Genomic DNA, 14065 nt, shown 5'->3' with positions numbered 1-14065 from the left:
GGAGCCGTCGTGACCGACATCGACTGGGAGGCGCTGCGCGAGGCCGCCCTGGAGGCCATGAGCCACGCCTACGTCCCGTACTCGAAGTTCCCCGTCGGGGTCGCCGCGCTCGTGGACGACGGCCGGACGATCTCGGGCTGCAACGTCGAGAACGCCTCCTACGGGCTCACGCTCTGCGCCGAGTGCGCGCTGGTGTCCTCTCTGCACATGACGGGCGGCGGCCGGCTCGTCGCCTTCACCTGCGTCGACGGGAAGGGCGGCGTCCTGATGCCCTGCGGGCGCTGCCGCCAGCTGCTCTTCGAGCACTCGGCCGAGGGCATGCTCCTCCAGACCGTGTCGGGCGTGAAGACGATCGACGAGGTCATCCCCGACGCCTTCGGCCCGCGCACCCTCGAGGCCTACGCCGCCTCCTAGCGCCGCCGTCACCGCTCCCACTCCCGAACCGAGGACTCCGCATGACCCGCACCACCCCCGTCGAGGACTTCGACGCCGTCGACATCATCCGCACCAAGCGCGACCGCGGCACGCTCTCGACCGCGCAGATCGACTGGCTGATCGACGCCTACACCCGCGGCTACGTCGCTGACGAGCAGATGGCGGCCTTCGCGATGGCGGTCCTGCTGAACGGGATGGAGCGCGACGAGATCCGCGACCTCACCCTGGCCATGATCGCCAGCGGCGAGCGCATGCGCTTCGACGGACTCGGCAAGCGCACGGTCGACAAGCACTCCACGGGCGGGGTCGGCGACAAGATCACGCTGCCGCTGATGCCGCTGGTCGCCTCCTTCGGCGTGGCGGTGCCCCAGCTCTCGGGACGCGGGCTCGGCCACACGGGCGGAACGCTCGACAAGCTGGAGTCGATCCCGGGCTGGCGGGCCGACCTCGGCAACGAGGAGATGCTGGAGCAGCTGCGGACGGTCGGCGGCGTGATCTGCGCCGCGGGCTCGGGCCTGGCCCCCGCCGACAAGAAGCTCTACGCGCTCCGGGACATCACCGGGACCGTCGAGGCGATCCCGCTGATCGCGTCCTCGATCATGTCGAAGAAGATCGCCGAGGGGACCGACGCCCTGGTGCTCGACGTGAAGTTCGGCTCCGGGGCGTTCATGGTCGACATCGAGCGCTCGCGGGAGCTGGCGCGGGCGATGGTCGACCTCGGCAATGACGCGGGGGTGCGGACCACCGCGCTGCTGACCAACATGAACGTGCCGCTCGGTCTGGCCATCGGCAACGCGAACGAGGTGCGGGAGTCGGTCGAGGTGCTCGCCGGCGGCGGCCCCTCGGACGTCCGGGAGCTGACGCTGGCCCTGGCCCGCGAGATGCTGGCCCTCGCCGGGCAGCCGGACGCGGACGTCGAGCGCGCCCTCGACGGCGGCGCGGCGATGGACACCTGGCGCGCGGTCATCCGCGCTCAGGGAGGGGATCCGGATGCGGCGCTTCCCGAGGCCCGCGAGACCCACGTCGTGGTCGCCGAGCGCGACGGCGTCCTGGTGGAGCAGCAGGCGCTGCCGTTCGGCATCGCCGCCTGGCGCCTGGGCGCCGGACGCGCCCGCCAGTCCGACGCGGTGCAGCACGCGGCGGGGATCGACCTGCACGCGAAGCCGGGCGACCGCGTCCGCGCGGGCCGGCCCCTGCTCACGCTGTCGGCCGACGAGCCGGAGCGCTTCGCCCGGGCGCTCGAGGCGCTCGCCGGTGCCTACCGGATCGGCGACGAGGGCGACGAGGTGCTCGACGGCGGCCCCCTCGTGGCGGAGCGCGTCTCCTAGCCCCGCGCCGCCCGGCACGGAGGAGGCGCCGCCCGGCGAGCCGCTCCCGCCGACCCTCTAGGGTGGTCGGCGAACCACCGTCGACCCGCGAGGAGCACCGTGACCGATCAGACCGAGGAGTACCTCCTCCCGGGCGAGGGCGTCCTCATCGACGAGCTCCCCAAGGTGTCGCTGCACGACCACCTCGACGGAGGGCTGCGGCCCGGGACGGTCCTCGAGATCGCCCGCGAGACGGGCGTGCCGCTCCCGGCCGAGGAGCCGGATGCCCTCGCCGAGTGGTTCCGCGCCACGGCCGACTCCGGCTCCCTCACCGACTACATCGCCACCTTCGAGACGACGGTCGCCGTGATGCAGACCGCGCCGGCGCTCGAGCGCGTGGCCCGCGAGTTCGTGCTCGACCTCGCCGCCGACGGAGTCGTGCACGGCGAGGTGCGCTGGGCGCCGGAGCAGCACCAGCGCGCCGGGCTCTCGCTCGACGCGGCTGTCGAAGCGGTCCAGGAGGGACTGCAGCAGGGCGTGCAGGAGGCGGCGGCGCAGGGACACCGCATCCGCGTCGGCCAGCTGATCACCGCGATGCGGCACGCCGACCGCTCGCTCGAGGTCGCCGAGCTGGCGCTGCGCCACCGCGAGCGCGGTGCGATCGGCTTCGACATCGCCGGAGCCGAGGCGGGCTTCCCCGCCTCGCGGCACCGTCACGCCTTCGAGCTGCTCGCGGCGGCGCACTTCCCGACCACGGTCCACGCGGGGGAGGCGGACGGCCTCGACAGCATCCGCTCGGCCCTGCTCGACGGCCGCGCGCTGCGCCTGGGCCACGGCGTCCGGATCGCGGAGGACATCCGCATCGAGCGCCAGGACGACGACGCGAGCTACGTGACCCTCGGCGAGCTCTCGGAGTGGGTGAAGGACCGCGAGATCGCCCTCGAGCTCAGCCCCTCCTCCAACCTGCAGACCGGAGCCGTCGCAGCGTGGGGTGCCGAGCTCGCCGATCACCCCTTCGACCTGCTCTACCAGCTGGGCTTCCGCGTCACGGTGAACACCGACAACCGCCTGATGAGCGCGACGACCCTCAGCCGCGAGCTCGCCCTCCTGTCCGACGCGTTCGGGTACGACCTCGACGACTTCGAGGCCTTCCAGCTGAACGCGGCTCACGCCGCCTTCCTGCCGCTCGACGAGCGCCGCGAGCTCGTCGAGACGATCAGCGCCGGCTTCGAGGCGGCCTGACGGTGCCGCTCGACGCGCTCCCCGAGGAGGCGGTGGCCCTCCGCCACTCCGCCGGATCCTGGCGGGAGGCCGTCCTCGAGGCGGGCCGTGCGCTCGAGCGGACCGGTGCAGTCGACGCCGCCTACTCCCGGCGCATGGTCGAGCAGGTCGACGTGCTCGGGCCGTACATCGTCATCGCGCCCGGGCTCGCCCTCGCGCACGCCCGGCCCGGCAACGACGTCCTCGCGGACGGCCTCTCCGTCGTCACGCTGGCCGAGCCCGTCGCCTTCGGGCACAGCACCAACGATCCGGTGTCGGTCGTCATCGGGATCGCCGCTACCCAGGCGCACGGACACGTCGGCTTCGTCTCCGGGCTCGCCGACGTGCTCAGCCGTCCGGACGCGGTCGGCGCCCTCGCCGCCGCCCGCACCGTCCGCAGCATCAACGCCGTCCTCACCGACAGCACCCCGCACCACCCGCACCACGGAAGAAGCGCATGAAGATCGTCACCCTCTGCGGCGCCGGAATCGGCACCTCCGCCATCCTCAAGCTCGGCGCCGAGCGCGCCCTCGAGACCCTCGACCTCGAGGCCGAGGTGATCGCCTCCGACCTGGCCTCCGTCGACGCGCTCGCCGCCGACGCGCAGGTCATCCTCACCTCCGGCGAGCTCGTCGACCGCATCGGCCGCACCTTCGCCGAGGTCGTCGTCATCGACAACTACCTCGACCAGAACGAGATCACGGAGAAGATCGAGCGAGCGCTGGGCTGAGCTCGACTCTGAGCCGCTCCCTGCGCGGCTCAGCGCGGTCGGCCTCCCGACGGGGTGCGTTCCGCAGAGTGTATTCCGTCGGGCTGCCTCGAATCGCTGCCACGCGCGGTGCTCGACTCTGAGCCGCTCCCTGCGCGGCTCAGCGCGGTCGGCCTCCCGACGGGGCGCGTTCTCAAGAGCGGGTCACGTCGGGCTGCCTCGAATCGCTGGCACGCGATTCTCGGACGCGCCCTCCAGCTTGCGGGGAGGGGGCGCCCCTGCCCCTGCTGGTCGAGTGGCCGCGGAGCGGCGTGCCGGGAGCCGGGTTCCCGCGCGGACGGCTGCTCGGACCTCGGGGGGTCAGCGGGCGGCGAGCTGAGCGAGGACGGTGCCGATCAGGCGGCGGGCCCGGGCGGGGGAGAGGCGGGCGGGCCGCTCGGCCGCGCGGGAGACCGCGATGCCGTCGAGGACCGCGAGGAGAAGCGCGGCGTCGTCGGCGCCGAACGACGCCGCGGGATGCGCGGCGCGCAGCAGCTCCAGGACGACGTCCTCTGTGCGCGACCAGCCGGCGGTGTGGATCGCGCGGATCTCCGGATCGGTGCCGGCGCGGGAGGCGAAGGCGGTCCACACGTTCGCGTCGGGGACGTCCTCGTCCGCGACGCACGCGATCTCGTCGCAGAAGACGCGCAGCCGCACCTCGGCCGAGGGTTCGGCCTCCAGGCGGCTCCGCGTCCGCTCGCGGAAGCGCTCCTCGACCCGGGCCATCGCGCCGGCCAGCAGCGCCTGCTTCGTCGGGAAGTGGTGCTGGACGGCACCCACCGAGACGCCGGCCTCGGCCGCGACGGTGCGGATGCTGAGGTGCTCCGCCCCGCGGGTCGAGAGGACGGCGACGACCGCCGAGAGGATGTCGCTCCTGCTCTCGCGCCGATCCGGCATGGCGTCCCTCTCGTTCGACTGCTCGAGCAGGCTACGCTCTCGGACATGACCAATACGACCGTATTGCCGCCCCGTGCCGGAGCCGGCCGCCGCATCGCGACCCTGGACGTCGTCCGCGGTGTCGCGATCATCGGGACCCTCGGCACGAACATCTGGATCCTCTCCCACCCCTGGGGGATGCTCGGACTGCTCTCCGTCCCGGTGACGCCGGAGACCTCCTCCTCCGCCGGGACTGCGCAGCTCCTGCTGATGGCGCTGGCGCAGGGCAAGTTCCTCGCCCTCCTCTCCCTCGCCTTCGGGGTGGGCCTCGCGATCCAGCACGCCTCCGCGGTCCGGCGCGGGACGCGCTGGCCGGGCCGCTACCTCTGGCGCGCGACGCTCCTCCTCCTGGACGGCGCGGTCAACTACGTGCTGATCGCGGAGTTCGACGTCCTCATGGGATACGCCGTCACCGGAGCGGTCGTCGCCTGGCTGCTGCTCACCCGGCCGACGACGCAGCGCCGCGTGATCCTCGTCTGCGGCGCTCTGCACGTCGTCCTGATCTCGGCGCTCGTGGCGCTCGTGGCGGCGAGTCCGGACGGTGCCGGACAGGGGCCGACCGGCCGGAGCCCCTACGCGGACGCGTCGTTCCTCGGCCTCGCCCTCTTCCGGCTGCAGAACGCTGGCGTCTTCCGTGCGGAGCCGGTGCTCATCGGGCTCCTCAGCCTCGCGATGTTCCTCCTCGGCGCGCGCCTCCATCGGGCGGGGGTCCTCGCCGCCGAGGGCGCGTCACTCCGCCGTCGCCTGATGGTCCTCGGCGCCCTCGCCCTCCCCGTCGACCTCGCGCTGGGCATCGGGGGGAGCGCCGCCGGTCTGCTCGCCGAGCGCTACCTCGTCGCGCCCCTGGTCGGGCTCGGCCTGCTCGCGGCCCTCGCCGAGGCCTGCCTCCGCCGGGGCGCCGAGGGCTGGGCGGCACGCCGGGCGCGGGAGGTCGGCCGGGTCGCCCTGAGCGCCTACCTCCTGCAGAACCTGCTCGGCGGCGCCCTCTTCTACGGCTGGGGACTCGGGCTGGCGGTGACCGCCGCGCAGTGGCGCGTCCCGGCGACCGTCGGAGCGTTCCTGCTCATCGCGGCGGTCGTCGTGCTCGCGGCGCACCTGTGGCTGCGCCGGTTCGAGCTCGGTCCGGTGGAGTGGCTCTGGAAGCGGGGCGAGCGGATCGGTGTCCGCGCGCCCCGCTGACCGGAGGGGGACCTACGCGAGGAGCTCCGCGGCGCCGGTGCGCAGGGCGGCGAGGCGGGACGAGACGGCCGACCGGCGGGCGTCGGCGTCGGAGTCGTGCGACCAGGCGTCGAGGTAGAGCTTGACCTTCGGCTCCGTGCCGCTCGGGCGCGCGATGAGACGGGCACCGTCCAGGGAGAAGCGGAGCGCGTCGGTCGGAGGCAGCGCGCCGCCCTCGGCGAGCAGGTCCTCGCTCCGCTCGACGGCGAGCCCGCCGATCGCGGTCGGAGGCGTCGCGCGCAGTCCGGCCATGATCCGGCCGATCTCGGAGAGGTCGGTGACGCGGAGCGAGATCTGCTCCGATCCGAAGAGCCCGAACCGCTCGGCGAACGACTCCAGCTCGTCGTCGATCGTGCGCTCCTCGGCGGCGAGCCCGCTCGCGAGGGAGAGGAAGGCGAGCGCGGCCGAGACGCCGTCCTTGTCGCGGACCGTCCCGGGGTTCACCAGGTAGCCGAGCGCCTCCTCGTAGCCGAAGACGAGGTCGGGGACGCGCGAGATCCACTTGAAGCCCGTGAGCGTCTCGGCGAAGTCGAGGCCGTAGTCGGCCGCCACAGCACCGAGGGCGGGGGAGGAGACGATCGAGCAGGCGAGCGCTCCTCCGGTGCGGCCCTCGCGGCGGGCCTGCTCGGCGGCGCGCCAGCCGAGCAGCGCTCCGACCTCGTTGCCGGTGAGGCGCCGGAAGCCCTCCGGGGCGGAGGCGTCGGGCACGGCGGCGGCGAAGCGGTCGGCGTCCGGGTCGTTCGCCACGATCAGCTGCGCGCGACCGGAGCGCGCGGTCGAGAAGGCGAGGTCGAGGGCGCCCGCCTCCTCCGGGTTCGGGAACGCGACCGTGGGGAACGCCGCGTCGGGCTCGATCTGCTCGACCACGACGGCCGGCTCGTCGAATCCCGCCGCGGAGAGCACCCGGTGCGCCGTCTCCCAGCCGACCCCGTGCATCGCCGTGTAGACGACGCGCAGCGGAGCGGACTGGCGGCCGACGGAGGCCGTCGCCTCGATGTAGGCGGCGACCACGGACTCGTCCGCGAGCCGGTACTCGCCGCGCGGCAGCTCCGGAACGCGCCGGTCCCGCGCGACCGCGAGGATCCGCTCGGCGATCTCGGAGTCGACCGGCGGCACGATCTGCGAGCCCTCGTCGGCGCCGCCGAGGTACACCTTGTAGCCGTTGTCCTGCGGCGGGTTGTGGCTCGCCGTGACCATCACTCCGGCGTCGGCGCCGAGGTGGCGCACGGCGAAGGCCAGCACGGGGGTGGGCAGGAGCCGGGGCAGCAGCACCGCGTCCACGCCGGCGCCCGCCATCAGCGCGGCGGAGTCCTCGGCGAAGACGCGCGAGTTCTTCCGACCGTCGTAGCCGATCACGACCACGGGCCGCTGGACGCCCTGCGCCAGCAGGAAGTCGGCCAGGCCGACGGCGGCCTGCGAGACCAGCACGCGGTTCATCCGGTTGGATCCCGCCGCGATGGCGCCGCGCAGGCCCGCGGTGCCGAACGCCAGGCGGGCGCCGAAGCGGTCCTCGAGCTCGGCGCGGGCGGAGGCGTCGCCCGAGTCGGAGGCGATCAGCAGCCCGACCAGCTCCTCCCGCGTCTCCGGGTCGGGGTCCTGGGCGAGCCAGGCCTCGGCGAGCTCCCGGACGTCGGCGCTCACAGGGCGCCCGTGATCCCGGCGAGCAGGCGGGCGAGGTCGTCCTCGGCGTCGCGGCCGGCCTCGAGCACCTCCTCGTGGCTGAGGGGGGTCTTCTGGATGCCGGCGGCGAGGTTCGTGATGAGCGACATGCCCAGCACCTCCATGCCCGCCTCGCGCGCGGCGATGGCCTCGAGGGCGGTCGACATGCCGACGATGTGGCCGCCGATGATCTTCGCCATCTGCACCTCGGCCGGGCTCTCGTAGTGCGGCCCGCGGAACTGCACGTACACGCCCTCGTCCAGCTCAGGACGCGTCCCCCGGGCGAGGTCGCGCAGGCGCGAGGAGTAGAGGTCGGTGAGGTCGACGAAGGTCGCGCCCTCGAGCGGCGAGTCGGCGGTGAGGTTGATGTGGTCGCTGATCAGCACGGGGGTCCCGGGCGTCCAGTGCTCCTTGATGCCGCCCGCGCCGTTGGTGAGGATCATCACCGTCGCGCCCGTCGCGGCGGCGGTGCGGACGCTGTGCGCGACGCGGCGCACGCCGTAGCCCTCGTAGTAGTGGGTGCGGGCGCCGATGATCAGCGCGCGCCTGCCGGTGGGGAGCAGGACGGAGCGCAGGGTGCCGCCGTGCCCGTGCACGGCCGGCTTGGAGAAGCCGAGGATCTCGGTGGCCTCCACCGTCGCGGTCGTCTCGCCGATCGCGTCGGCGGCCTTGCCCCAGCCGCTGCCGAGGGTGAGGGCGATGTCGTGCTTCTCGACCCCTGTCGCCTCGGCGATCTGAGCGGCCGCGCGGGCCGCGATCTCGAAGGGATCGGCGTCGGGAGCGTCGAGCGGGTGCAGGGTCTGGTCGGACATCCTCCCACCCTACCGACGGGCTGCGCGGCGGCGGAGGGCGACTCCCGCGGCCGATCCGACACCCCGCGATTGGGCGAACACTCAGTGAGAGAGGACAATGGGGAGCATGGCTTACGAGTTCGAGCGCGCGCAGAGGATCGCTGTACTCGGAGGGGGGCCGGGCGGCTATGAAGCCGCCATCGCGGGAGCGCAGCTCGGCGCCGAGGTCACCCTGGTCGAGCGGGTCGGAGTGGGCGGCTCGGCCGTCATCACCGACGTCGTCCCGTCGAAGTCGCTCATCGCGACGGCGGAGGCCACCAACGCCATCGGCGAGGCCGCCGACCTGGGCGTGCAGTTCTTCACCCGCTCGGAGCTGAACAAGCCGGTGCGCCCGGACGTGGCGGTCAACCTGGCGACGGTGAACAAGCGCCTGCTCGGCCTCGCGCGCCAGCAGTCCGAGGACATGCGCGCGAACCTGGTGCACCACGGCGTGCGCATCGTCCAGGGGGACGGGCGCCTGGACGGCTCGAACGCCCTGATCGTCTCGACGGCGGCCGGCGGCGAGGGCATGGACTTCGACCGCATCGAGGCGGACACGATCGTGGTCTCGGTGGGCGCCAGCCCGCGCGTGCTCCCGACCGCGGCTCCCGACGGCGAGCGCATCCTCAGCTGGACCCAGCTCTACAACCTCAAGTCCGTCCCCGAGCACCTGATCGTGGTGGGCTCCGGCGTGACCGGCGCGGAGTTCGCCTCCGCCTACCGTGCGCTCGGCGCCCGCGTGACCCTCATCTCCTCCCGCGACCAGGTGCTGCCCGGCGAGGACGCCGACGCGGCCGCGGTGATCGAGAACGTCTTCAAGCGCAACGGCATGGTCGTGCTCTCGAAGTCGCGCGCCGACCGCGTCGAGCGGACCGAGAAGGGCGTGCAGGCCGTGCTCTCGGACGGACGCGTCGTCGAGGGCTCGCACTGCCTGATGGCCGTCGGCTCCGTGCCGAACACGGGGGGCATCGGCCTCGAGGACGCGGGGGTGCAGCTGACGGAGTCGGGGCACATCCGCGTCAACCGCGTCGCCCGCACCAGCGTCCCCTCGATCTACGCGGCCGGAGACTGCACCACGTTCCTCCCGCTCGCCTCCGTCGCCGCCATGCAGGGCCGCACCGGCGTGTTCCACGCCATGGGCGACGCCGTGAACCCGACCGAGGTGCGCAACGTCGCGGCGAACATCTTCACGCAGCCCGAGATCGCGACCGTCGGGTGGAGCCAGCGCGAGATCGAGGAGGGCATCGCGCAGGGCGAGATCTACAAGCTCCCGCTCGCCGCGAACCCGCGGGCGAAGATGATGGGCATCCGCGACGGCTTCGTGAAGCTGTTCGCGCGCACCGGCTCCGGCACCGTCATCGGAGGCGTCATCGTCGCTCCGAAGGCGAGCGAGCTGATCTTCCCGCTCGCCCTCGCCGTGGAGCACCGCCTGACCGTCGACCAGGTCGCGCGGGCCTTCACCGTCTACCCGAGCCTCACCGGCTCGATCTCGGACGCCGCGCGCGCCATGCACATCGTCACCTGACGCGCCCCTCCGCCGGGCCGCGCGGGGTGCGGCCCTTCATCGGCAGAGCGCGCGACCGGGAATCGCGTGCGAAGCGATTGACGGCAGCGCGACGCGACCCGCTCTGCGGTACCCCCCCACGCCGAGGAGTTGACCGCGCCGGACCGCGCGGGGAGCGGCCTTTCATCGGCAGAGCGCGCGACCGGGAATCGCGTGCGAAGCGATTCACGGCAGCGCGACACGACCCGCTCGGCGGTATCCCTCACATCGAGGAGCCGACCGCGCCGGGCCGCGCGGGGAGCGGCCCGGAACAAGCTCAGACGATCTGGAGGAGCACGTGTCCCGCGGGGACGGTCGCTCCGGCCGTTGCGTCGAGGCCCTTCACGACGCCGTCCTTGTGGGCGGTGAGCGGCTGCTCCATCTTCATCGCCTCGAGGACGACGACCAGGTCGCCGGTGACGACCGTGTCGCCCTCGGCGACGGCGACCTTGACGATGGTGGCCTGCATGGGCGAGGCGACGGAGTCGCCCGTGACGGTGCTGACGGAGGAGGAGCCGCGGCGCTTCGGGGAGGCGGCAGCGGCCCCGCGGGCGGGTCCCGAGCCGACCAGGTCGCCGGGGAGCGTGACCTCGACGCGGCGCCCGTCGACCTCGACGACCACGTTCCGGCGGGCCGCCGGCTCGTCGGTCGCTCCGGGCTCGCCGCTCCAGGCCGGGATCGTGTTCTCGAACTCGGTCTCGATCCAGCGGGTGTAGATCGTGAAGGGCGCGCCGCCCTCGGGGGCGAAGGCCGGGTCCTCGACGATCGCGCGGTGGAAGGGGAGGACGGTCGGCAGTCCGGTGACCTCGAACTCGGCGAGGGCGCGGCGCGAGCGCTCCAGCGCCTGCTCGCGGCTGTCGCCGGTGACGATCAGCTTCGCGAGGAGCGAGTCGAAGGAGCCGGAGATCACGTCGCCGGCGACGACGCCGGAGTCGACGCGGACGCCGGGTCCGCCGGGGGCCTTGAAGACGTGCACCGGGCCCGGAGCGGGGAGGAAGCCGCGGCCCGCGTCCTCGCCGTTGATGCGGAACTCGAAGGAGTGGCCGCGGGGCGCCGGGTCGTCGTAGTCGAGCACGCCGCCCTCGGCGAGGCGGAACTGCTCGCGCACGAGGTCGATGCCGGTGATCTCCTCCGACACGGGGTGCTCGACCTGGAGGCGGGTGTTCACCTCGAGGAAGGACACCGTGCCGTCCTTGCCGATCAGGAACTCGCAGGTCCCGGCGCCGAGGTAGCCGACCTCCTGCAGGATCGCCTTCGAGGCGCGGTAGAGCTCGGTGTTCTGCGCGTCCGTCAGGAACGGCGCGGGCGCCTCCTCGACGAGCTTCTGGTGGCGGCGCTGGAGGGAGCAGTCGCGGGTGGAGACCACGACGACGTTGCCGTGCGCGTCGGCCAGGCACTGGGTCTCGACGTGGCGCGGCTGGTCGAGGTACTTCTCGACGAAGCACTCGCCGCGGCCGAAGGCGGCGACGGCCTCGCGCGTGGCGGAGGCGAACAGCTCCTCGACCTCGTCGCGCTCGCGGGCGACCTTGAGGCCGCGACCGCCGCCGCCGAAGGCCGCCTTGATCGCGACGGGGAGGCCGTACTGGTCCACGAACTCGAGCACCTCGGCGGCGCCGGAGACGGGGTTGAGGGTTCCCGGGGCGAGCGGCGCGCCGACCTTCTCGGCGACGTGGCGGGCCGAGACCTTGTCGCCGAGGCGCTCGATGGCCTCGGGGCCGGGGCCGATCCAGATCAGGCCGGCGTCGATGACGGCGCGGGCGAAGTCGGCGTTCTCGGCGAGGAAGCCGTAGCCGGGGTGCACGGCGTCGGCACCGGAGCGGCGCGCCACCGAGAGCAGCTTGTCGATGACGAGGTAGGTCTCGGCGCTGGTCGTCCCGCCGAGGGCGTAGGCCTCGTCGGCGAGGCGGCTGTGCACGGCGTCGCGGTCCTGGTCGGCGTAGACGGCCACGGAGGCGATCCCGCTGTCGCGGGCGGCGCGGATGACTCGGACGGCGATCTCGCCCCGGTTGGCGACGAGCACCTTCGTAATCTTCGGCATGGTCCCCAACCCTAGGGGGCGGCTCCGCCCGGCCCGGCGCGGCTCACCACAAAGAAGCGGAGGGCCTTCGTCGGTTCCTCACAAGGGCGGGACGGGCCTCAGCGGTTCCAGAGCGCGGTCCAGTCGACGCCGAGGCTCCGCACCAGAGTGCGGAGGGTCGGCACCGACATCCCGATCACCGTCGAGGGGTCGCCCTCGATCGCGGTGATGAAGCCGGCGCCGCGGCCGTCGATGGTGAAGGCGCCGGCCACCTCGAGGGGCTCGCCGGTGGCGACGTAGGCGTCGATCTCGGCGTCGTCGATGTCGTCGGCGAACGTGACGGCGGCGGAGGTGACCGCTCCGGCCTCGGCGACGATCCTCCCGCCGCGGTGGTCGACGAGCCAGTGGCCGGAGTGGAGGCGGCCGGTGCGTCCGCGCTGGGCGCGCCAGCGCTCCCGGGCCCGCTCGGGCTCGTGCGGCTTGCCGTGGACGACGCCGTCGAGGACGAACGCGGAGTCGCCGCCGAGCACCAGACCGTCGATGTCCGGGCGCAGGACGGCGTGCGCCTTGGCGCGGGCGAGCAGCGAGACGGTGGCGTCCGCGTCCAGCGCCGCGCCCCGCTCCTGCTCGGCCCGGGCGACGGCCGCGGGCTCGTCCACCTCGGAGGGGACGACGACGGGCTCGATCCCGGAGGCCCGCAGCAGCGCGAGGCGCGCGGGGGAGGTGGAGGCGAGGTAGAGGCGCACGAGGGCTCCCTGCGGCCGGGCCCACGCTGTGGGATGCTCGACGGATGGCACAGACCCCGTCCCGAGCATCCGCCCGCCCCGACGGGGCCGACGACGCACTCGGGACCGAGATCGAGCTCGACATTAGCAACGTCGCCCACGGCGGCGTGTTCGTCGCCCGGCACGAGGGCCGCGTCGTCTTCGTCCCGGACGTCCTCCCCGGCGAGCGCGTGCGGGCGCGGATCAGCGAGGTCCGGCACGACAGCTTCTGGCGTGCCGAGGCGCTCGAGGTGCTCGAGGCGTCCGAGCACCGGGTGGAGCACGTCTGGCCCGAGGCCGCCCTCGACCGCCGCCCGGGGGAGCGCGTCGGCGGCGCCGAGCTCGGCCACGCCGACCTGGCCTACCAGCGCGAGCTGAAGCGCCTCGTGCTCGTCGACTCCTTCTCCCGCTTCGCCCGTCGCGAGGTCGAGGTGGAGGTCTCGCCGATCGGCGGGGACGACGCGTCCGGCGGCCTCGGCTGGCGCACGCGGAACCGCCTCCACGTCGACGACGACGGACGGGTCGGCCCCTACGCGGCACGCAGCCACCACGTCGTCACCGTGGAGTCGCTGCCCCTCGCGACCGCCGACTCCTCCCTGGCCGCACCGCTCGGCGAGCGCCTCGCTCCCGGCTCGGTGGTCGACCTCGTCGACGCGGCCGGGTCCGAGGGGGCCGCGGTGCTCGTGCACGACCCCTCCGACAAGCGCGCCCGCCGCGACCGCACGGTGGTGAGCGAGTTCGTCGCCGACCGCACCTTCCGGGTCGACCGCACCGGCTTCTGGCAGGTGCACCGCGGAGCCGCCGCCGCGCTCTTCGAGGCCGTGCAGGCCGCCGTCGACGCGGATGCGGCGGACCCGTCGGCCGCCAACCACGACCTCTACGGCGGGGTGGGCCTGCTCGCCGCGGCGCTGGCCGACCGCCTCGGCGCCGGAGTGCGCGTGACCAGCGTCGAGAGCGACTCCCGCGCCACCGAGCACGCGCTCGAGAACCTGGCCGACCAGGTCGGCGCCCGCGCGGTGACCGCCCGCGTCGACCGCTACCTCCGCGAGGTCGTCGCCCAGGCCGATGCGCGCGAGCGGGCGCGGTGGCGCGCGGCGACCGTGGTCCTCGACCCGCCGCGCTCGGGCGCCGGCCGAGCGGTCACCGACGCTCTGGCGGAGCTGCGGCCGGCGCAGCTCGTCTACGTCGCCTGCGACCCGGTCGCGCTCGCCCGCGACGTGGGCGCCCTGACCGGGGCGGGCTACGAGCTGGAGCGCCTCGAGGGCTTCGACCTCTTCCCGCACACCTCCCACGTGGAGGCCGTTGCGCGACTGGTCCGCCGAGAGGACTGACCGCGGGCTCGCGCCTG

General features: G+C 73.8%; 13 protein-coding genes. 8 read left to right on the top strand and 5 right to left on the bottom strand.

The genetic code is table 11. The features are described from left to right. Positions 1–9: 9 nt before the first annotated feature. From C5C49_RS03080 to C5C49_RS03060, 5 genes are all read left to right on the top strand, one after another. Positions 10–414, top strand: a complete 405-nt coding sequence (locus C5C49_RS03080) for a cytidine deaminase (RefSeq protein WP_104223180.1) — start codon at positions 10–12, stop codon at positions 412–414. A gap of 41 nt (positions 415–455) precedes the next feature. Then, positions 456–1763 (top strand): thymidine phosphorylase, encoded by a 1308-nt coding sequence (locus C5C49_RS03075; RefSeq protein ID WP_104345385.1) that lies wholly within the window; start codon positions 456–458, stop codon positions 1761–1763. 99 nt (positions 1764–1862) lie between these two features. Beyond that, entirely contained in the window at positions 1863–2984 is a 1122-nt protein-coding gene (locus C5C49_RS03070) for an adenosine deaminase (RefSeq protein WP_104255399.1), read from the top strand. A gap of 2 nt (positions 2985–2986) precedes the next feature. After that, on the top strand, positions 2987–3463 hold the full coding sequence (locus tag C5C49_RS03065) for a PTS sugar transporter subunit IIA (RefSeq protein WP_104255398.1): 477 nt from the start codon (positions 2987–2989) through the stop codon (positions 3461–3463). Further along, positions 3460–3732, top strand: a complete 273-nt coding sequence (locus C5C49_RS03060) for a PTS sugar transporter subunit IIB (RefSeq protein WP_104226416.1) — start codon at positions 3460–3462, stop codon at positions 3730–3732. The genes C5C49_RS03065 and C5C49_RS03060 overlap by 4 nt, the downstream gene beginning before the upstream one ends. A gap of 339 nt (positions 3733–4071) precedes the next feature. Here C5C49_RS03060 and C5C49_RS03055 read toward each other — a convergent pair whose 3' ends face one another. Continuing rightward, a complete protein-coding gene (locus C5C49_RS03055) occupies positions 4072–4647 on the bottom strand; it encodes a TetR/AcrR family transcriptional regulator (RefSeq protein WP_104345384.1) in 576 nt (191 codons plus the stop codon). Positions 4648–4692: 45 nt separating this feature from the next. Between C5C49_RS03055 and C5C49_RS03050 the strand changes: the two genes are divergently transcribed. Then, entirely contained in the window at positions 4693–5865 is a 1173-nt protein-coding gene (locus tag C5C49_RS03050; RefSeq protein ID WP_104345383.1) for a DUF418 domain-containing protein, read from the top strand. Between the two features lie 12 nt (positions 5866–5877). Here C5C49_RS03050 and C5C49_RS03045 read toward each other — a convergent pair whose 3' ends face one another. Further along, positions 5878–7545 (bottom strand): phospho-sugar mutase, encoded by a 1668-nt coding sequence (locus C5C49_RS03045; protein WP_104345382.1) that lies wholly within the window; start codon positions 7543–7545, stop codon positions 5878–5880. Next, positions 7542–8375, bottom strand: a complete 834-nt coding sequence (locus C5C49_RS03040) for a purine-nucleoside phosphorylase (protein ID WP_104238027.1) — start codon at positions 8373–8375, stop codon at positions 7542–7544. The genes C5C49_RS03045 and C5C49_RS03040 overlap by 4 nt, the downstream gene beginning before the upstream one ends. A 106-nt stretch (positions 8376–8481) precedes the next feature. On the opposite strand from C5C49_RS03040, the gene C5C49_RS03035 reads away from it, so the two are divergent. Then, the gene (locus C5C49_RS03035; protein ID WP_104329175.1) at positions 8482–9918 is read left to right on the top strand and encodes an NAD(P)H-quinone dehydrogenase; all 1437 of its coding nucleotides are present in this window, start codon (positions 8482–8484) and stop codon (positions 9916–9918) included. Positions 9919–10213: 295 nt separating this feature from the next. On the opposite strand, the gene C5C49_RS03030 is transcribed toward C5C49_RS03035, so the two are convergent. After that, entirely contained in the window at positions 10214–11974 is a 1761-nt protein-coding gene (locus C5C49_RS03030; RefSeq protein ID WP_104223170.1) for a biotin carboxylase N-terminal domain-containing protein, read from the bottom strand. Between the two features lie 98 nt (positions 11975–12072). Continuing rightward, the gene (locus C5C49_RS03025) at positions 12073–12699 is read right to left on the bottom strand and encodes a nucleoside triphosphate pyrophosphatase (protein WP_181027094.1); all 627 of its coding nucleotides are present in this window, start codon (positions 12697–12699) and stop codon (positions 12073–12075) included. A gap of 44 nt (positions 12700–12743) precedes the next feature. On the opposite strand from C5C49_RS03025, the gene C5C49_RS03020 reads away from it, so the two are divergent. Continuing rightward, a complete protein-coding gene (locus tag C5C49_RS03020; protein WP_146084826.1) occupies positions 12744–14048 on the top strand; it encodes a class I SAM-dependent RNA methyltransferase in 1305 nt (434 codons plus the stop codon). Positions 14049–14065 lie beyond the last annotated feature (17 nt).

Origin of the sequence: Rathayibacter sp. AY1E2, assembly GCF_002932325.1 — a bacterium.
GTDB lineage: Bacteria > Actinomycetota > Actinomycetes > Actinomycetales > Microbacteriaceae > Rathayibacter.
The sequence above is the reverse complement of the archived record's forward strand: the minus strand, read 5'-3'. Positions and strand labels throughout refer to the sequence as shown.